This is a genomic window from Enterococcus sp. SMC-9 (assembly GCF_021011285.1).
In the GTDB taxonomy this organism is placed as follows: Bacteria; Bacillota; Bacilli; order Lactobacillales; family Enterococcaceae; genus Enterococcus_C; species Enterococcus_C montenegrensis.
This window is the reverse complement of sequence record NZ_JAILYE010000005.1, coordinates 93507-114057: the sequence shown is the minus strand read 5'-3', so window position 1 is coordinate 114057 and position 20551 is coordinate 93507. Positions and strand designations below refer to the sequence as shown.

The 20551-nt window shown below is 36.3% G+C and carries 14 protein-coding genes; 3 read left to right on the top strand and 11 right to left on the bottom strand.

What is annotated here, in order from left to right:
• Positions 1 to 84 precede the first annotated feature (84 nt).
• Together K4422_RS08860 and K4422_RS08855 are read left to right on the top strand one after the other, a co-directional pair.
• Positions 85 to 1551, top strand: coding sequence for a helix-turn-helix domain-containing protein (locus tag K4422_RS08860; RefSeq protein ID WP_230710674.1), 1467 nt, complete (start codon positions 85 to 87; stop codon positions 1549 to 1551).
• Positions 1552 to 1635: 84 nt separating this feature from the next.
• Positions 1636 to 2991: an FAD-dependent oxidoreductase gene (locus K4422_RS08855; RefSeq protein WP_230710672.1), complete on the top strand. Its 1356-nt coding sequence runs from the start codon at positions 1636 to 1638 to the stop codon at positions 2989 to 2991.
• 172 nt (positions 2992 to 3163) lie between these two features.
• On the opposite strand, the gene lepA is transcribed toward K4422_RS08855, so the two are convergent.
• A complete protein-coding gene (gene lepA, locus K4422_RS08850) occupies positions 3164 to 4999 on the bottom strand; it encodes a translation elongation factor 4 (RefSeq protein WP_230710669.1) in 1836 nt (611 codons plus the stop codon).
• Positions 5000 to 5171: 172 nt separating this feature from the next.
• Between lepA and K4422_RS08845 the strand changes: the two genes are divergently transcribed.
• A complete protein-coding gene (locus tag K4422_RS08845; protein ID WP_230710663.1) occupies positions 5172 to 6392 on the top strand; it encodes a GNAT family N-acetyltransferase in 1221 nt (406 codons plus the stop codon).
• 169 nt (positions 6393 to 6561) lie between these two features.
• Here the strand turns inward: K4422_RS08845 and K4422_RS08840 are convergent, their stop codons facing one another.
• The 10 genes from K4422_RS08840 to K4422_RS08795 form a co-directional block, all read right to left on the bottom strand.
• Complete coding sequence (locus tag K4422_RS08840; RefSeq protein ID WP_230710662.1) at positions 6562 to 7017, bottom strand: hypothetical protein; 456 nt, start codon at positions 7015 to 7017, stop codon at positions 6562 to 6564.
• Positions 7018 to 7174: 157 nt separating this feature from the next.
• Positions 7175 to 9781: an ATP-dependent chaperone ClpB gene (clpB, locus tag K4422_RS08835; protein WP_230710660.1), complete on the bottom strand. Its 2607-nt coding sequence runs from the start codon at positions 9779 to 9781 to the stop codon at positions 7175 to 7177.
• 201 nt (positions 9782 to 9982) lie between these two features.
• A complete protein-coding gene (locus K4422_RS08830) occupies positions 9983 to 10402 on the bottom strand; it encodes a hypothetical protein (RefSeq protein WP_230710658.1) in 420 nt (139 codons plus the stop codon).
• A 104-nt stretch (positions 10403 to 10506) separates the two neighbouring features.
• Positions 10507 to 11925: a pilin N-terminal domain-containing protein gene (locus tag K4422_RS08825; RefSeq protein WP_230710655.1), complete on the bottom strand. Its 1419-nt coding sequence runs from the start codon at positions 11923 to 11925 to the stop codon at positions 10507 to 10509.
• A 1-nt stretch (position 11926) separates the two neighbouring features.
• The gene (locus K4422_RS08820) at positions 11927 to 15523 is read right to left on the bottom strand and encodes an MSCRAMM family protein (protein WP_230710654.1); all 3597 of its coding nucleotides are present in this window, start codon (positions 15521 to 15523) and stop codon (positions 11927 to 11929) included.
• A 398-nt stretch (positions 15524 to 15921) separates the two neighbouring features.
• Positions 15922 to 16962, bottom strand: coding sequence for a lysylphosphatidylglycerol synthase transmembrane domain-containing protein (locus tag K4422_RS08815; protein WP_206903670.1), 1041 nt, complete (start codon positions 16960 to 16962; stop codon positions 15922 to 15924).
• Positions 16963 to 16980: 18 nt separating this feature from the next.
• Positions 16981 to 17247 (bottom strand): DUF1294 domain-containing protein, encoded by a 267-nt coding sequence (locus K4422_RS08810; protein WP_230710652.1) that lies wholly within the window; start codon positions 17245 to 17247, stop codon positions 16981 to 16983.
• A gap of 114 nt (positions 17248 to 17361) precedes the next feature.
• Positions 17362 to 18597 (bottom strand): peptidase T, encoded by a 1236-nt coding sequence (gene pepT, locus K4422_RS08805; RefSeq protein ID WP_230710650.1) that lies wholly within the window; start codon positions 18595 to 18597, stop codon positions 17362 to 17364.
• Between the two features lie 40 nt (positions 18598 to 18637).
• On the bottom strand, positions 18638 to 19756 hold the full coding sequence (locus K4422_RS08800; RefSeq protein ID WP_230710648.1) for a Nif3-like dinuclear metal center hexameric protein: 1119 nt from the start codon (positions 19754 to 19756) through the stop codon (positions 18638 to 18640).
• Entirely contained in the window at positions 19750 to 20454 is a 705-nt protein-coding gene (locus K4422_RS08795; RefSeq protein WP_230710641.1) for a tRNA (adenine(22)-N(1))-methyltransferase, read from the bottom strand. The genes K4422_RS08800 and K4422_RS08795 overlap by 7 nt, the downstream gene beginning before the upstream one ends.
• Positions 20455 to 20551 lie beyond the last annotated feature (97 nt).

Below are 20551 nucleotides of genomic sequence, written 5' to 3'. Positions count from 1 at the left end.
TATTTAGTCGCTACTACTTAAACGTAATAGCGACAGCGACTAAATATAAATTTAACGTATTATTATATGTGGGAGCTTCTCAGTATGAAAATTCAAGACCTCTTCGATAAGAATCAAAAATATCAATTGGATTTGCTTACAAACTTGATCAAAAGTAAGCAACCGATCAAAAAAGATGTTTGTTTAAAACGCTTGAATGTATCCGCTTTTTTACTCGATCGAGCTTTAGAAGACTTGCAAGATACTCTTATAGAATTAAATTTAACTATGTCACTTGATTTTCATTCAGCTTCTGATTCAATAGCTCTTTCTAATTACACAATGAAAGAGTTTAATTCGATTTATTATCATTTTAGCCAAACTTCAATTAATCACTCGATTATTCGCTATCTATATTTAAATCGGAATTTTAATATGTATGAATTGTCGACACACCTCTCAATAAGTATTTCTACCCTTTACCGATATATCGCCTATCTAAATGAGCAACTTGAAGAATTTCAGCTCACAATAAGAAATGGTTCTATTCAAGGCGATAATTTACAACTGTGTTATTTCTTTTATCAATTTTTTTGGCATTCTGCGCCAACAAAATTGATAACACAAACAATTACCGACTATGATTTAAATCAATTTATTAACTTACTTGAAAAAAAACTGAATGTAGTTTTTACCCAAAATTCGAAAATAAGAATACTTTTATGGTGTAAAATCTTAAAGCGCAGTAATTCTAGAAAGAGTAACGTATCACAGGTGATTTTGAAATTAATTGATGAAATACAAGAAGATTCCGCATATAAAATTATCAGAGAGTGTTATTTTTTATCCCAGAGCTATTCAGCTTTTTTAGGATCAGACTACAATGCGGCTTATATTTACATTTTTTTGCTATCTGCATTTCCTTCCCATAGTTCTATTTTGGAAGAATTATGTGAATCTAGCTGGCCTACTAAAGTTCACGCAATCATTGACTTAAACGAGTCTATTTTAGAAAAAGTATGTCACTATTTTAAGTTAGATAAAAAACACGTTTATGATTCATTGAGTTTTAATCATAAACACTTATTGTCTTCTATTCATTCTGGGATTTTATTTTTCAAAGGCAAGATTGAAAAAAATGAAGTAGATTGCTTGTTTTTGGATATCCCAAAAGATTTTGTTTATAAAGATGTCACTGCCAAACTGATTGCCTGGCTTGGAAGAAAAAATCTATGGAATTTTAACGGAATAAATGAAGTTTATTTAACGTGGGTTTATCATGATATCATTTCAGCAATTTTAAATTCAAATCTTTCTACGATTACAATTGGTATCAATTTGAACAAATCACCACTTATTGAGTCACTATATACGAATTCAATAAAAAAAATCTACATTACAGAAAGCTATGTCCACGTTGAACCGGCTACTCCAAATAAAAAATATGACATTATTATTTCAGATGACGAGACCGCAAAATGGGAATATAACTTTAGATTTTTCTATTTAATGGAGGAGATCCAAACGGATTATGGAAAACCAATACGTGAAGTTTTAAAAAATATAGAGTAGATTACTCTCAACTACTAATTAAATAGACATATGAATTTTACTGAATATCAAAAAACGCGTTGATACTTTTAAAAGGAGATTATCATGAAAGTAGTAATAATTGGTGGATCCCATGCAGGTACTACTGCTGCTAGAACTTTAAAAAAAATAAATCAAAATATCGAAGTCATTTTACTGGAAAAAAGAGAATACCTTGGCTCAGTACCGAGTAATCTTAATTTCCTTTTCGAAAATCTTCTTCATGAAGATACTAATCTCTTTAAAGGAATCGTACTACCGGAAGTATTAATGAATATGGGGATTGACTTACGTCTAAAAACAGAGGTAACAAAAATTAACGTCGTTACTAAGACAATTGAAGTTAAAAACGAAAGCAAAAACTACAAGCTGAGCTTTGATCGTTTAATCCTTGCCATGGGTTCAGAAAAATTTTTAATTTCTGAGCCTATCTTAAATACTTCTGTTTCAGATTTAATAACTTACAAAATGCCAGCTGAAATATTAAAAGCTCATCGTGTATTGAAAAATAGTAAGCATATTACGATTATCGGTTCAGGGTTGATTGGCCTAGAACTTGCAAGTAGTTTATCCCATCATTTAGACAAAAAAATTACGATAATAGAACAAATGAGTCGTCCTTTATTCCGTTATTTTGATACTACTATTACCGATGTACTTATGAAGTATAAGCCGGGAAATATTCAGTTTCTTTTTAACAAAACTTTAAAATCCACGCAACGAATGCAAAAAAAAATTAAGGTGACAACTTTCGGCGAGGAATCATTTCTTACCGACTCAGCCGTCTTGGCTTTAAATCCAAGACCCAATATCACTATAATTCCAAAAGAAATTTACCTTGATGCTGATAACTCCATTCTAGTTAACGATCATATGCAAACTAATTGTCCCGATATTTATGCTATTGGAGATTTAGTAAAAATTCCCTTTGGACCAGAAATAGATCGCGCTTATCTTCCTTTGATTTCAATGGCTCATCGAACTGCACGAATTGCAGCGTTTCATATAACAAAACACAATATTACGATCAGTAAACCTTCTCAGCGAACCATTGCAACTAAAATTTTCAATTTATTTTTAGCTAGCTGTGGTATAACTTACGAGGAATCCATTTTACTAGGAATCGCTGTAACTGAAGTAACTAAAACGTTTAACTATTACTCACCTATTTATCCAAAAACAGATTTTTTACTAAAAATTAAAATTATTTATGATACGACCAGTCATGTTTTACTTGGCGCTCAATTAATCACAACTGAGGAGAAATTAGTTTCTTTAATCAATATATTTACACAATTTACCGCAGATAAAAAAAAGATTGAAAATCTTGTTAACAATGAATATTACTATGCACCTTTGCTGTCAGCTGATCAAAATTTCATAAATGAAATTTTTTTAGAGGCAGTCGCCCACGCCAAATAAAAAAACTAAAAATTTGAAATTTCCTCACTTCTGTCTTTTAAAAACGGAAAGATTTAATTACTAACATTTAAATCTATCCAAAAAAACTTCGCCCAAATTTAATTGGGCGAAGTACCAACAGAAATTTCACAAAAATAATCTTTCTAATTCGATTGTTTTCAAAAATTCCAAGCTATTTCTTCGGTTCATCCTCATCCATTTTCAAAACAGCCATGAAGGCTTCTTGTGGGACTTCGACAGAACCAATTTGTTTCATTCGTTTTTTACCTTCTTTTTGTTTTTCCAATAATTTACGTTTTCGGGAGACGTCCCCGCCGTAACATTTGGCCAATACGTTTTTGCGGAGTGCTTTAATATCTGACCGCGCAACAATTTTTTGTCCGATTGCAGCCTGAACTGGCACTTCAAATTGTTGACGAGGAATTAATTTTTTCAGTTTTTCAACGATGGCTTTCCCACGTTCGAAGGCAAAGTCACGGTGAACAATGAAGCTTAGGGCATCGACTTTTTCAGCGTTCAATAAGATATCCATCTTCACTAGCTTACTTGTGCGGTAACCAGACATTTCATAATCTAATGAAGCATATCCTTTGGTGCTGGATTTCAACTTATCAAAAAAGTCAAAGACAATTTCAGACAATGGAATTTCATAAACGACATTAACCCGATAATCATCCAAATAATCCATCGTGACAAAATCACCACGTTTTCTTTGTGATAATTCCATCACTGCACCAACATAATCATTTGGTACCATAATTTGGGCTTTCACATAAGGTTCTTCCACACTTTGAATGGAGACAGGATCTGGAAAATCAGCCGGGTTATCGACAATAACTTGAGTGCCATCTGTTTTATTGACGTGATAAATAACAGAAGGCGCTGTCGTAATCAACTCTAAATTGAATTCTCTTTCCAAACGTTCTTGGATAACATCCATGTGTAATAAGCCCAAGAATCCGCAACGGAAACCAAAACCTAAAGCTTGTGAAGTTTCGGGTTCAAATTGTAAGGCAGCATCATTTAATTGCAATTTTTCCAACGCTTCCCGCAAATCGTTGTAACGTGACGTATCAATTGGATACAACCCACAAAATACCATTGGGTTCATCTTACGATAGCCTTCTAAAGCTTGAGTGGCAGGATTTTTCGCTAAGGTAACCGTATCACCAACCCGGGTATCTTGTACGGTCTTAATTGCTGCGGTGATATACCCTACGTCTCCTACCATTAAATAATCTCGGGCAATCGCTTTTGGTGAAAAGACCCCGACTTCTGTTACATCAAATGTTTTACCGTTACTCATTAATTGAATTTTATCTCCTGGTTTAACAACACCGTCCATTACCCGCACATTTAAAACGACCCCACGATATGAATCGTAAATCGAGTCAAAAATCAACGCTTTTAATGGTGCGTTTAAATCGCCACTTGGGGCAGGAACATATTCAACGACTTGCTCTAAAATTTCTTCAATGCCAATGCCGGCTTTGGCTGAAGCCAAAACTGCTTCACTGGCATCAATACCGATAACATCTTCAATTTCTTGACGCACGCGTTCTGGATCAGCAGCAGGTAAATCGATTTTATTAATAACCGGTAAAATCTCCAAGTCATTATCTAATGCCAAATAAACATTGGCCAAAGTTTGCGCTTCAATCCCTTGTGCGGCATCGACTACTAAAACAGCACCTTCACAAGCAGCTAAACTGCGGGAAACTTCGTAAGTAAAATCGACGTGTCCGGGCGTGTCAATCAAGTGGAAAATATACGTTTGACCGTCTTTTGCTGTGTAATTTAATTCAACGGCATTTAATTTAATCGTTATACCACGTTCTCTTTCCAAATCCATTGAGTCTAGCAATTGATCTTGCATTTCCCGACTCGTCACCGTATGGGTTTGCTCTAAAATACGGTCTGCCAACGTGGATTTTCCGTGGTCAATATGGGCAATGATGGAGAAATTCCGAATCATTTCCTGTCTTTTTTTCATTTCTGCTAGATTCATATATACCCTCATTTCTTTATTACCGCGACAAAATCCCTGCGGTCTGCTAACTTCAGCCTTTTCATTATACCAACGAAACTTAGATATTTAAAGAGTTTTCCCCATCTCAAAAACAACAAATTTGCCAATCTTTGTTATACTAAAACTAAGAACAAAAATTGGAGTTGAAATTATGGAGGAACACTTTCGCGACGAATTACAAATTCTACCGGTGGAAGAAAAAGATGTTGATCAATTTAACGAGTTATTAAGTTATGTTTTTCAAATCACAGAATCAGATATTGAAGAAAGCGGCTTTGATAGTAAAAAAGAAATGATCAAATCAAAAAAGCCGATTTTAGAGTTATCAAAAGTATTCGGCTGGTTTCACAAAGAGCAGTTGATCTCTCAAATTGCCATTTATCCTTGTGAAGTAAATATTCATGGTGCTGCATACAAAATGGGAGGCATCACAGGTGTTGGCACCTATCCAGAATATGCCGGTCACGGGCTAATGCAAGATTTAGTGAAAAAAGCACTGGAAACAATGCGCGAAGACAAGCAATGGATTTCTTACCTTTATCCTTATAACATCCCCTACTATCGCCGTAAAGGTTGGGAAATTATGTCAGACAAATTGACGTTTAAAATTCGTGACACCCAATTACCCAAACAAGTAGATGTCCCTGGGATGGTAGAACGTCAAAATGTAGATCATCCCGATGTTTTTGCTGTTTACGATACTTTTGCCAAGCAAAATCATGGTGCTTTAAAACGCAGTCATTTTCATTGGGAAGAATACTGGCGTTATGAAAATGAAGAGGAACGGACTGCCGCAATTTATTATGACGGCGCTGGTAAACCAACGGGCGTTTTATTTTATTGGGTCGCCGAAGAAATTTTTCATGTTAAAGAGATGTTTTATTTAAATCAAGAAGCTCGCAACGGCTTATGGAATTTTATTTCTGCGCATTTTTCGATGGTTTATTGGGTAAAAGGAGATATTTATAAAAACGAACCATTGGCCTTTTTACTAGAAGATAGTCAGATTACGGAAACAATCGAACCTTATTACATGGCTAGAATTGTGGATGTTGCAGAGTTTTTAAAAAGATTTCCTTTTGAATCTTTTGACGGAGCTTTTCACTTTGTCGTGACCGATCCCATTGCGGATTGGAACAATGATACTTTTTCTGTTATGGGCAAAGATGATGAAGTTGTAATTCAAAAAGGTGTTGCTATAGGCCCAAGTGTCACAATTGATATTCAAACTTTAAGTTGTCTTTTAATGAATTATCGCCGCGCTTCTTACTTATACCGCATTGAACGTCTACAAGCCGCTAGCAAGAAAACAATTCATTTATTAGAACAAATTATCCCCGACATGGAAGCTTACTTTAGTGATTATTTCTAAACAAAAATGCGTGGTACTTATTTACGCTAAAAAAATAAACGCAAGCCGCTACTTATGAAACCCTTTTAATTTGTAATAATGGACCTGTGATAGGCTTATCAGCTTATCACAGGTCCATTTGCAAATTACAGATGCATTTTACACTGGGCAACTTTTACTCTTATCGATTTTACAGATAGGGTAATTGAATAATGGTTTCTGCTTTTCCTGCAACTTCTTCATAATACTCATAGCTTTCATAGGTAAATGTGCCTTTTTCTTTTTCTATTTCTTCTAAAAGCAAGCGATAAATTAGTTCACTATCGTTATCATCTTCTAAAAAGCTGGCTACGGCAGCATTAAAAGCTGGCCGTTTTCTGATTTTTAAAGGTGATGCAACAGAAAATTCTTTTTCAATTGGCAAACAAAATCCGACTTTTAAAGGGTCAGTGTGAATTTCACCTTTACTTTCGACTGCTAAATAATGAACGAAAGGTTCTCCTTTGACTGCCACACCCGCACTAAGAAGGGCTGTCGCCATTTCTTCATAGGCATCTGCCAATGCTGTACCAAAATCCTCCGCATCGATTTCTTGTTCTTTTTCTAACAACAACACTTCTGGTACAATCTGCGTTTTTATTTCCATTTGACTATCTCCTTTTATCCTCTTTTTTCTAATTATAGTGGAGAATGGATTTTTCACCTAGTAATTCGTCACCTGCAAAAGAAAAAAAACCAGACATCACAGTCTGGTTCCCTTTTTGTAAATGACACTTTCCATTTAACACAATTTATCTTTTTTCTTATTTTTCTGCCATTGCTTCATTTTGAAAAACCAATTGGTCATTTAAAAGACTGATAGTAACTTTGGTCTTTGGCAAAACACGACCAGACACAATTTCTTTAGCCAGTGGCGTTTCCACCTCACGGGTAATAAAGCGTCGCAAAGGCCGCGCACCATATGCTGGTTCATATGCATTTTCAGCAATCCAAACTTTGGCAGCTTCATTAATTTCTAGGACGATTTCTTGATCTTCTAAGCGCTTGGACAATTGTGCAATTATTTTATCGACAATTCCTTTTACGTCTTCAAGGCTTAGTGGTGTAAATAAGATTGTATCGTCAATCCGATTTAAGAATTCTGGTTTGAAGTGGCCCCGTAATAAATTCATGACTTGCTCTTTCACATCTTCTTTAATCGTGCCTTCTTCTGTCACACCTTCTAATAAAAACTGTGAACCGATGTTACTTGTCATAATCATGACTGTATTTTTAAAGTCTACTACCCGTCCTTTTGAATCCGTCAAGCGACCATCGTCTAAAACTTGTAATAAAATATTAAAGACATCCGGATGTGCTTTTTCTATTTCATCTAAAAGAACAATGGTATAGGGATTGCGACGAACAGCTTCTGTTAATTGGCCACCTTCTTCATAGCCGACATAGCCTGGAGGTGCACCAACCAAACGTGAGACCGCATGCTTTTCCATGTATTCACTCATGTCAATTCGCACCATATGGTCTTCTGAATCAAACAAATTTTCAGCTAACGCTTTTGCTAATTCTGTTTTACCAACGCCGGTTGGTCCTAAAAACAAGAAAGAACCTAATGGACGATTGGGATCTTGTAAACCCGCACGAGAACGAATTACCGCATCACTTACCGCATTGACGGCCTCATCTTGACCAATGACCCGTTTATGCAGTGTTTCGTTTAGCTTCATTAGTTTTTCCCGTTCTCCTTCAACTAATTTCGTTACGGGAATTCCGGTCATACGACCGACAACAGCAGCAATTTCTTCTTCTGTAACCGATTCTTGCACTAAGCGCACATGATCGTCGGTCCCTTTTTCCTCTAGTGTTTCCAATTCCTTTTCTAATTGAGGAATGGTTCCATGACGGAGCACGGCTGCACGTTCTAAGTCATAATTATTTTCAGCATCTTCTAATTCATGCTTAGCCTTATCGATTTCAGAACGTTTATTGGTAATCTGGTTCACTTCTTCTTTTTCAGTTTCCCATTGCATCTTCATGGCGTTTGCTTCTTCTCTAAGTTCAGCCAACTCTGCTTGCAAAATTTCTAAACGTTTTTTCGATGCGTCATCGCTTTCTTTTTTCAACGCTGCTTCTTCAATTTCAAGTTGCATTAAACGTCTGGTTACTTGGTCTAATTCTGTCGGCATAGAATTCATTTCCACCCGAATTGTCGCACTTGCTTCATCGACTAAGTCAATCGCTTTATCTGGTAAAAATCGATCGGTAATATAACGATCAGAAAGCGTCGCAGCAGCAACTAAAGCATTATCGTGAATATTAACGCTATGGTGAATTTCAAATCTTTCTTTTAGTCCCCGTAAAATCGAGATTGTATCTTCCACTGTTGGTTCTGCGACTAAAACTTTTTGGAACCGGCGTTCTAGCGCCTTATCTTTTTCCATATATTGCCGATATTCATCTAATGTTGTAGCACCAATCATATGCAATTCACCACGGGCAAGCATCGGCTTTAATAAGTTTCCGGCATCCATGCTGCCTTCGGTCTTGCCAGCCCCCACGATGTTGTGAATTTCATCAATAAAAAGAATAATGCGCCCATCTGCTTTTTTCACTTCTTTTAAAACCGCTTTTAGTCGCTCTTCAAATTCGCCACGGAATTTAGCGCCGGCAATTAATGAACCCATATCAAGAGAAAAAATCGTTTTATCCTTTAAATTTTCTGGAACATCTTTGCGCACAATCCGTTGGGCTAGTCCTTCTACGATAGCCGTTTTACCAACCCCAGGCTCCCCGATTAAAACAGGATTATTTTTTGTTTTTCGTGATAAAATCCGAATGACATCACGAATTTCTTCATCCCGTCCAATAATAGGATCCATCTTACCAGCTTTAACTTGTTGCACTAAATCGACACCGTATTTTTCCAATGCTTTATATTGTTCTTCTTGATTTTTTGAGGTCACTTTTTCTCCTCCGCGCATTACTTCAATATTGTGGCGCAATTCTTTTTCCGTAATTCCTTGGTTCACCAAATATTTCGTCAAACGATAATTTTTTAATTTCATTAATGCTAAAATTACGATTTCAGTGGCTAAAAATTCGTCTCCGAAACTTTCCCGTAATTGGTCTGCTTTATTTAATAGATTAAATAAATTTTGGCTCATGCTTTGACCATAAGCTACATTCCCACCAGCTACACTTGGATATTCATCAATTGCCTGATCGACTTCTCTTTCAAAAGATGCAACATCCACACCAGCATCCGTATAAAAATTACGTCCAAAATGATTTGGTTGTAAGAAAATTTTCCATAAATGAGCAATGTCGATTTCTTGATGATGACGTGTTACCGCAATTTGCTGTGCTTCTGCGATAGCTTCTTGTAAAGTTGTCGTCATTTTTTCAATATTCATTTGCCATTCCTCCTAAAGTCTTAATTTACTGTGAGCTCAACTACTTTTATCATACTACTATCTCACCTTTTTGGCACGAATGTCGTAGTATTGTTCCTTTACTCACAATATAATAATACGCCTTTGGTCAGCAATGGTCAAACATAATGCTCTCAAATTTAGCAAATTATTTATGAAATACTAACAAAATGACCGATCTTTCTAACTGGAATCATAGACCACTTGCAAGCCATTTTTATTTAAACTTGTGCCCGCTGGAACAATCATTTCAGCTAAATGAGGAATGGCTTTTCCCCCTATTTTTGCAATGAGAAGCAGGCGCTGAAATTGCCGTAATTTGTGCAGCATATAAAACCATTGAATATTTGAAAAAAGCGCTCGAAAATAATGTAAATGAGCAATCATAAAGTGGTTCCAATGTTTATTTTGATAAATCGCAATGACTTCTGCTTGATATAGTTCAAGACGTAAAGGCGCTATCTTAACAAACAATTTACTACAAACATCAATAAAACGTAAATACGTTAAAAAGCGTCTTTCATCTTTGGTTTTTTTTAGAAAAACTTTCAAACGTCTTGCCGTTGTCTCAGCTTTAAAATAACCTAATTGATTTGGACTCACGACTAAATACACCTCGATCACTTCCCCTCACTTTAACAACGAAAAAAATAAAGATAATGTCAAAAAAAATCGGAGGAAAATTCCTCCGATCTTTTTGCAGTATGCTATTTATCGTCTTTATCGTTTTTCTTTTTCCATAAGAATACTGCACCACCGGCTAATATAACGCCGAATAATGAGAAGGCTGCTTTGCCTTCGTTGGTTTTTGGTAACATCCGTCGCGCTGTTGTTGCAACGGTGTCAACCAACTCGCCAAGTGTTTGTGGTAGTCGACCACGAGTTCTCGTTGGTTCTGCTGGTGTTGATGCTGGTTCACTTGGTGTAGTGGAACTAGATTCAGTTGGTGGTTCTTCTTGCGTGTTATAGACACGAGGCGTTTTTTCTTCCATCGCTTTAGCTGGAACTTCACCGTCTGGATTTTCCAACATTGGTTGTCCATCAATTAATACTGGCAAGTAATTACCATCTTCATCGTACCAAGATTCTGGAACTTCAATTTTGATTCGTTTTTCTTTATTGCCGATTACAAACCCTTCAGCACTCTCCAATTCCTCAAAGTAGAAAGTTCCCGATGGTAAAAAGCGTGCGCCTGTGTTTACCAACCCATCTTTATCAGACTCAAAAATATTAACACGATCGTCATGAAGCGGATCTTCTGATTCCACCCATTTGTTCTTCAAGTCATTAACATCGCTCATGTCCAGATAAAGTTTCTTACCATCCTCTTCACGATATATTGCAAATTTTGCGCCGGCAATTGGTCCTAGGTCTTCACCGCTTGCTTGTTGCCCAAATTTAAAGAAGTACGGATCACGGACATAGCCCACATTTTTAGGATAAAGATGAATTTGCGTTAGACTTTCGTCATTGACATAAATTGGCAAGGTGATTAAAAGTGGTCGGCCTAATTTTTCGATATCCACGTTTAAATCTTTTTTCTCTGTCAGACCTGTTTCAAGAATCAAATAGGCTGTCTCTTCATCACCACTTTTAACTGGTAATTTAGGGAATGTTGCAATCCCTTCTAACGTCCGACCATCTGGCATTTCCGTTTTTTGTGAAACAATCGCTTGCGCGTTTACTTTAGTTAATTTTGACTCCTCCGCCATTTTAATTGCTTCTTTTCGGGCTAAAGTTGCGATGTAGTCAACAAAATCTTTTTGGGAAGAAACTTTGACTCCATTTGGCAGTTGCCCTTTTTCTTTGACATCTTTATACCAAGGGGTTGCATCGTAAATATCAAACATCGCACCATTTAGCGGTAGTGAATTTTCTAGTAACGTATTATCTTGCTCTGTTAATTGTTCACCCACAATTTGCAGACCATCATTTTGATACTCCCAATCTTCCAGCTCTTTACTATTTTTCCAACGAAGATCACGGAAAATTCGTTTGTGCAAATAAATTGTCACTTCTTCAGGATTATCGGCGGCCTCTGCGATGGTTTCGCCATTACTAGTAAAAGTAAACACTAAAGGTAATAGCAGTAACAGTGCTAGTAAGCTTGTCATAATCTTTTTCATTTTAAGCGCCTCCTTTCTTATTACGATAAACATAAAAGGCGCCTAATCCTCCGACAATTGCCAGAACTACTAGCGAGAGTGTCATAAATTTCTTAATACCTTGACCACCAGTTGTTGGCAAGCTACCTTCTGGGGTATTCTTTGCTTTCAATTCAATTGTGTTATTATTTGTATCTCCTTTTGTAAGCTCATATTTAAAGTCTTCTTTAGCGATAGCTTTTCCATTATAGGTAATTGTTACAACACCTTTTTCACTAATTTCAACTTCAAATGGATGTTCCAATAAGAGATAACCATCTGGAGCAGTTTTTTCTTTAACAAGATACGTTTTTCCTGCTGCTAATTCATAAACATTGTCTTTTTTCTTGAAAACTGATTTTCCAGAACCATCAGTTGTAGCTTCTGCTAATGGTGTTTTAAATTCGTTGTCTTCTTTAGCAAACAATTCAAATGTGGCATTTGATAATGGATTTTTTGTGACTTCATCAATTTTTAATATAGACAACTCAAAGGCTTTAATTTTATTTTCAATCTTACCAATTTTATCATTTGGTGTTATTAGCCAGCGTTCTTGGTCTTTATTGTAAGTTACCGTTAATTTTTCACCATTGATAGTGGCGGACTTATCTTTAGCGGAGATTGCAATTTCCCAAGTATTAGCAACGCGACTGTATCCATCAATCGTTTCTGTTTCAGTTAACGTGTAAGTCCCTGGTTCCAAATCTTCAGTAAATGTGATTTTCCCGCCATCTTTTGATTTAGTAGTATACTTCTTATCGTCTTTTGTTAATGTAAAGGTTACACCGTCTAATTTGCTACCAAATCCATCTGTTTTTAGTAGCTCTAGTCGGAATGGATATAAGTGATTTTGAACTTTATTATCCGTTATCGGCTTATCGGCACTGTTTTTTATAGTTACATTTAAGTTCTGATCAACAGTCACCTTCAAATTGCCAATTGGCTTATACCCCTCAAGAGTTTTAGTTTCTTTAATGACATAGTTACCCGGAGCAACCAGTTTATCAAATTTAACTTTTCCATCGACAGATGATGTTGCAGAAGTTATAACAGTTCTCCCATTGCTTTCATACAAAGTAAATTCAACACCAGATAATAAATTACCTTGACCGTCTATTTTTTCAAATTCAATCGCAGTTTTATTATCGCGGACTTTGGTGTGGACCAGGTTTGTTTCAAAGGCTGGTTTTTGGCCCTTGCCATCTCCATAGACAAAGGTCACTTTCGCTTTATTTTCCATTAAATCGTCAATTTTATCATCTACGGTATTGGTTACTTTAACTTTCAAACGTAGGCTAAAGTCTTTCCCATAAAAACCATCTTCACCAGATTGTTCGTTAATTGCTCGAGAAGCCGCTTCCGTCAAAATCAATGTTAATTTACCAGTACTTCTGTCATAGTTTGAATCATCTTCAAAAAGTTTTTTCACCTCAGTATAAACAGGATTCCAATTTATAATTTCTTTCGTTTCAAATTTCGTTGTTCCGTTAATATTATAAAGTGTTAGGCTATCTTTCCAATTACTATCAGAAAGTTCCACTCCTTTTGGCAACGTATCTTCAATTATATATTGCTTAGGTACGATTAATGATTTTGAACTAACATCAATTGTTTCTTGGTTAATAAAATAGTAGTGATCCTGACCAGTTTCTACATAACGGGAAGCCTTAGTAGGAACGCCTTCACTTAGTTCACTTTCCTTATCTGCATCGTGACCTTTGACACGATATTTTTCTGGTAATGACCAGGGATCGTTGCCGTCATTGTAACGATCTAAATCATTGTAATAGCGTTGTTCAAATCCAGACACACCACCTGTTGGACTATTCCAATTATTACCTTTCTGATACTGTTTTAGCGGTTGCACCGTTTTGGTTGGTGGATTCTGATTAACTTGAGCCAAACTAGAACTTGCAAAGGTGTTCCAAGCACGCCCTTGAGTTGAGCCAAATTTATATTTGTGGGCTGTACCTTCCATCGGAAATGTTACAGCAGCCGTTGCAAAGGTTGCACCACCAAGATAATCTGTAAAGGAATTGGAGCCATTACTATAATAACTATTTTTATCATAGTTACATGATCCACTATGAGGATTTAACGTACTTCCAAAGTTCCCGGCTTGACCACCGTCAATTCGACCGGCAAATTCGTGCGCATTTTTTGCTGTTACACCGAAATGAAGATCTATATTACCATAACCGTTTAAAGATGCAAAAGTCATCGTAGCGTCCGAACCTTCCGAAAAGTCGATAAAATCATTTGGCATATTTGTATCACTGGCATTGGGATGTTTTTCAGCATCAAAAAAATTAAATTCAATATCAAATTTATGGATATTTCCATAAATTACTCCTGAAAATAGATTATGGGAAAACTCCATCCAAGGTTTCACATCAGATGAATTCCACGTAGCACTAGGGCCAATTACAATATTTGTTAGATGAATAACAGCTCCGACTTTTTTTGATGTTAGCCCATCAGCGCCGATATAGCCTCCTACGTGGTCATAAATTAATGTGATTTCCTCATTTTCCATTTTACCAGTACTGTTTTCAAATTGCATTGTAGCAGTTTTGTTTGATTCTTTCGAATTCTTCATTGCTGTATAATAGGGGTTGGTCCCATTAGTTGATTTATTATAAACGATAGCGGTCCCTGCTGCTCCATCGGTGAAAAGTTTATAGGTATTTTCACTTAACGCCGCTGCTGCAGAATTGTAGTCTTCTGTATGTGCTGCAGTTAGATTTTTTTTGTGTTTGATAGTTGGTTGGTAGTCTGACTTCCCACTTTGTTTTGCTTTTGATATTACATGGACCTTCTCCACAATAGCATCTTGTGAAATAATCAAATCTTTCCCGACTGTAGATCCTGCTCTGGTATTTCGTGATTGCGTAGCTTGTTTTGTCGTATTTGCTTTCTTTGTTTCGGTTTGCGTTTTTTCGGCTGGATTTTCAACTGCTGGACCTTTTAACGTGAAAGTTTCAGCTGATTTGCCAACTAAAATATTTTCTACTACTTCAAACTCTTCTGTAGACGATGGTACTGTTTCTTCTTCGCTTGTCTCAGAAGTAGCCACCGTACTAATTGAATCAATTACGACTGGATTTTCACCATCAAATTGCAATGCTAATGTTGGTTCAGATCCAATTGCTGTCGTATATTTAAAACTGCCTTTCCCGTTATCGGTAAAAGATTTCGCTTCGATCCAGCTGCCTTTTTCAACACTACCAGCTTGAAACTGGGTTTCTGGTAATTGCAGATTGGGATCTGCTGCTGAAACGCTTTCACCATTTGTTAATTTAAGCTTGAGTTTCCCTTTCTCATAGGTACCATTCACATCATTTGTTGTGCTTTTTGACATGTCATAATCATAATTAATTAACCAACTGGTCGTGCCTTTTTCTGTATCGTTTTGCGAAGTATAGCTGACTTTTAAAAAGTCGGTATTGATTAATTCCGTCGGCGCTGGTTCATTCGCAGATGTTCGCCAAAGGGAAGAAATCGAAAACAGACCTTCTAAAAGGGGCAGCAACATCGCAACAACAACTACAACTATTAGAATTTTTTTCCGTTTCGTCATATTCGCCCCTCCTCATTATCTTCATCATATTCTTACAACTTTATTGTACCAACCTTAATTTTTTTCTTCAAAAAGTTGTAAAATCCTGCACTAACAAGATAATTTAGAAAGCGCTGTTATTTATTCCGGCAAACGCCTTGGTATAATCATATTCTTATCATTTTCTTATTTATATAATATATAAAACTCATCTTTATCGTTAAAAACATAAAAAAATCTTGTTAAAGTTGACTGAAAAATACGTTCGTTATCCACTGATATTATCGCTTTTATTGTATTTTTTACTTTAATAATGGAATGAAAAACGTCTAACGCAGCTTACAATTAAGGAAGATTATTATTATCATGATATTCTAATTTTAAATTTAGAAACAAAAAAACAAACCAGAAATGAGCTTCTAGTTTGTCTTTTCACTACTTTGATTTAATTCTTTCAATTCGCCTTTAATTGCTTTGCGTTTATCCCATAAAACATAAACAAAACCCAAGGCAAAAGGCCAAATATAGGTAGCAAAGCGATACAGCAACATAGAAGATACGGCATCGACTGTACCAACCAGTGGTTTAAACAACAATAAATACACAAACTCAAAAGAACCAATTCCCGCAGGTGTTGGAATCACCCCAGCCAAAATAACGGTAAAACTAATCAGGGAAAAGGTCAGTAAAAAGTCTAGCGACGGATGATTCTCCACCAACAGAAAATAAGGTAGCACATACCAGATTGCCATTTTCAATAAGTTTAGCAAAAAGATTTTAAAAATTCGCGGACGTTCTTGTAAGATACCATTCACTGCCAAACGCAACGAATATATTTGCAAATTCGCCTGATCCACCATTTCCCGCAGTTTTTGTGATTTGAATAATTTATTGGTTATCTTGACAAAAAGAACTTGCAATTTCAAGCTCAAAGAAAGAAGCAAGAGAGCTGCAATAATCAAAAAAGTTACAATCATACCCGCTAAAATTAACGGGATCATATTTGGTGCTTTATCATAAAACAAAGAAAATTGAATCAGTAAGCCAATGAGGGCATAGACCAGTAATGCCAGTTTATACATCACCATATGAAGAGCAGTCACGCCTACTCCATCAGAAACTTTCAATCCTTTGCGCCGATAATAATTCACCTCTGAAATGAGAGTCCCAGCCCCAAAGGTAACCACACGATAAAAAGTATAATAACAAACAGCAAAAAAACCATCGCGCCGGGTAAAATCAGAAGTAAAGGGTTCGGCTAAGGTTTTAATATTGATACCTTCGGCAATCAAGTAGAGTGTTCCACAGGCAAAAACGGTGATTAAAGCATAAACAGTCGTACTTTTTAACTCTGCCAAAATTTCACCAAAGGAATTTTGCAACAAATAAAACATTACCCCTAAAATTACAACCAGTAGTACAATATTCAAGAGTAATTTCGTTTTTGAATTAATTTTCATAAAAACTCCTTTAAACTACTAGTGATAATAAACAATAAGCAATAAACACACGGCAATTCCGATTAAAAAGCAAAGATAAAATTTCTTCTTACGGGTTTTATGGTGAAATATTTTCTGAGCAAGTAAACCACCTAAGCCACCACCGACCATGCCCATAAATAAGAGGTTTTTTTCAGAAATTCGCTGACCGCCTTTTACTGCTTGCCGCTTGTCGTAATACATTAAAAAGAAAACATATACGTTCACTAAGATTAGATAAAACCATAACGGGTTTTCGTTAAACAAGAACAAAACTCCTTTATTTACAAATTATTTTAAAAAAAGAAAAGCGAGATTACTTACGCCAAGCGTAGGCCTCTCGCTTCATTATAACAAGTATACTAGAAAGTTTTGAATAAATTATGCATTTTCAGCATTTAATTCAGCGATTTTCACAATAACATCTGTCGCTTTTTCCATTGCTTGAAGGGATACAAATTCAAAACGACCATGCATATTTTCCCCACCGGCAAAGATATTTGGCGTTGGTGTGCCTAATTGTGAAATTTTAGAGCCATCGGTCCCACCACGCACAGGTTCGATAATCGGTTTAATTTCTAAAGCCAACATTGCTTCTTTGGCAATTTCTACAATGCTCATGTCTTTTTCAATTATTTCTTTCATATTGTAATATTGATCGTACATATTCACATCAATGCGCTTTTCATCAAATTGCCCATTCATTTTGTCTGCAATTTCTGTAATCAATGCTTTTCTGGCTTCGAATTTTTCATGATCGTGGTCACGGATAATGTAGCTCATTTTTGCTTCTTCTTCATTGCCGTTAATGGCCATCAAGTGGAAGAAGCCTTCGTAGCCTGCCGTTTTTTCTGGAATTTCAGTTTGTGGTAGCTGATTATTGAATGCAATGGCTAAACGTAATGCATTAATCATTGTATCTTTAGCAGTCCCTGGATGAACATTTTTACCATGAATTGTAATTTCTGCGGCGGCGGCATTAAATGTTTCATATTGCAATTCACCGACAGGACCACCGTCCATCGTATAAGCAAAATCAGCCCCAAATTGGGCAACGTCAAATTTATCAGCGCCAACGCCAATTTCTTCATCTGGACCAAAGCCGACTTTGATTGTACCATGTTTAATTTCAGGGTTTTTAATTAAAATTTCTAAAGCCGTCATTATTTCAGCAATCCCTGCTTTATCATCTGCACCCAATAGCGTTGTCCCGTCGGTTGTAATGAGCGTTTGGCCAGCATAATTTTTTAAATTTGGAAAATCATTCGTATTTAAGGTATATTTCCCTGCTGGATCTAAATTGATTGTCGATTGTCCATCATAATTTTCAATAATTTGCGGGTTTACATTTTCAGCGTTAAAGTCCGCAGTATCCATGTGAGCAATAAAACCAATTGTTTTGACTGGTTTATCGCTGTTACTTGGCAACGTCGCGATGACATAGCCATTATTTTCATTATAAAGTACATTTTGTAAGCCTAATTCTTCTAATTCTTTTTTTAATTCATGGGCAAAAGCCACTTGCGTTTGCGTAGAGGGTGTTGTTTTACTCGTAGCATCAGAGCGTGTTTGTGTTTTAACATAGCGTAAAAAGCGGGGTAATAAATTTTCGTACATCATAGTTCCTCCCAAGTGTTTAAAAAACACAGTTTAATTTTTAAAGGTATTGAAATGGATTCGTATTGGTTGTTGAAGGAATAAATTCTACTTCCCAATTTTCTTCTTTTTTCCATTGATTCATTTTTTCAATAAAGCGGGGAATGCAGACACGCTCTATGTTATGCCCTGGATCAATTACCGTCAATCCATTTGCCTGCATATCGTGAGCGGTATGGTAATACACGTCTCCTGTAATATAAACATCGGCGCCCTTTTTTATTGCGTCCGGATAAAAATTACCGCCAGAGCCACCACAGATGGCAATTTTTTGTATCATTTTTTTGGGCTGAAAAACAGGTTCAACTAACCGCAAACCATCTAATTCAAAAACTTCCTTCACTTTTTGGGTGAAGTCTTCAAGTGCCATGGGTTGTGCTAGCTTGCCAACGCGACCGATCCCGTATTTTATTGGCTCATTATCTAAGCTAATTAGATCAAAAGCCGGTTCTTCATAAGGGTGTGTTTCATACATTGCTTTTAAAACTTGTCCCTCAATTGTTTCTGGCAACAAAACTTCTATTTTTGCTTCTTGCACACTTTCTTTTTCACCAATATTACCAATGGCAGGTTTAGCACCCGCAGTTGGAATAAAGCGTCCCATACCTACTGATTGAAAACTGGTAAACTGATAATTGCCCTGTTCACCTGCACCAGCTTCACCTAAAGCTTGCCGCATTTTTGCAGCGGCTTCAATTGGAACGTAAACAATTAATTTTTTAAACTTTACTTGATGGGTTTCTGTCATAAAGTCAGCAACTTCTATTTGCAACATTTCACAAAACCAGTCATTTAGTCCATCGGGGATAATGTCCATATTCGTATGGGCTGCATAAACTGCAATATCGTGTTTCACTAGCTCCAGATACATTTTAGTCTGAGGATTTGTTGCAGTTAAACGCTCAATCGGTCGAAAAATCGGGGGATGTTTCGCAATGATTAAATCAATATCTTTTTCAATTGCTTCTTGTACGACTTCTGGTCGCACATCTAGTGTCATCATCACTTTCTTAATTGGCTTATCAAGGGTTCCAATATGTAGACCTACTGGATCGCCTTTTTCTGCTAGCCATAAGGGACAATACGCTTCAAAACGTTTAATAAAGTCTTTTGCTAACATGTCAACGCCTCCTTGATCCATGCCAATTCTTGTTTAATTTCGTTAACTTTTTTTTCTGGTACTACTTTCGCTTTTTGCAGTTGCCCTAACACTTTTTCTAAAGCTTGTTGTTCTTGTTGCCATTTTTTTAAAAAGACACTATTTTTTTCAGCTAATAAATGCGGTCCAAAGAAAATTTCAATTGGGGATAGTTCTTTTTTAACAGCTGTCTTTTTGGCAACAATAACTTCATAAATCTTATCATTTTCAGCTAAAATACTTTCTGTTAAAATCTCATAGCCTTCTTTTTGTAGCCAACGCCGTACGTTTTGTTCCCCCACATTTGGTTGTAAAACAAGCCGTTCTTTTCCGCTTAATTGCCCATTTGTTTTCCCATCTTCTAAAATACTGGCAATTAAAGTTCCCCCCATACCCGCAATGGTAATGGTGTCAATTTCATCACCTGCTTCAATAGCCGCTAAACCATCGGCTAAACGTACAACAATTTGATTGTTTAGACCACTTTTGGCGACTTGTTTTTGTGCCGAATGAAAAGGACCTTTTACTACCTCTCCACACACGGCATAAGAAATCTTTCCTGCTAGCATTAATGCAACTGGCAGATAAGCATGATCTGAGCCAATATCAGCTAAGCGTGCGCCTTTAGGGACTGCATTGCCCACGACTGTCAGGCGTTGTGACAGTTCTTGTTCATTCATGTTGTGTTCTCCTTTAAAAAAATTTGCGCATCATTGATTTTTATTTCGAAAAAATTGACACAAAATTTCTGCAAAAGAAAATTCGTGTCAATTCATT

Coding starts and splice junctions, on each gene's coding strand:
- K4422_RS08860 (WP_230710674.1), top strand. CDS start 85: ATGAAAATTCAAGACCTCTTCGATAAGAATCAAAAATATCAATTGGAT.
- K4422_RS08855 (WP_230710672.1), top strand. CDS start 1,636: ATGAAAGTAGTAATAATTGGTGGATCCCATGCAGGTACTACTGCTGCT.
- K4422_RS08815 (WP_206903670.1), bottom strand. CDS start 16,962: ATGAAAATTAATTCAAAAACGAAATTACTCTTGAATATTGTACTACTG.
- K4422_RS08800 (WP_230710648.1), bottom strand. CDS start 19,756: ATGTTAGCAAAAGACTTTATTAAACGTTTTGAAGCGTATTGTCCCTTA.
- pepT (WP_230710650.1), bottom strand. CDS start 18,597: ATGTACGAAAATTTATTACCCCGCTTTTTACGCTATGTTAAAACACAA.
- K4422_RS08840 (WP_230710662.1), bottom strand. CDS start 7,017: ATGGAAATAAAAACGCAGATTGTACCAGAAGTGTTGTTGTTAGAAAAA.
- K4422_RS08825 (WP_230710655.1), bottom strand. CDS start 11,925: ATGAAAAAGATTATGACAAGCTTACTAGCACTGTTACTGCTATTACCT.
- K4422_RS08795 (WP_230710641.1), bottom strand. CDS start 20,454: ATGAATGAACAAGAACTGTCACAACGCCTGACAGTCGTGGGCAATGCA.
- clpB (WP_230710660.1), bottom strand. CDS start 9,781: ATGAATATTGAAAAAATGACGACAACTTTACAAGAAGCTATCGCAGAA.
- K4422_RS08845 (WP_230710663.1), top strand. CDS start 5,172: ATGGAGGAACACTTTCGCGACGAATTACAAATTCTACCGGTGGAAGAA.
- K4422_RS08820 (WP_230710654.1), bottom strand. CDS start 15,523: ATGACGAAACGGAAAAAAATTCTAATAGTTGTAGTTGTTGTTGCGATG.
- lepA (WP_230710669.1), bottom strand. CDS start 4,999: ATGAATCTAGCAGAAATGAAAAAAAGACAGGAAATGATTCGGAATTTC.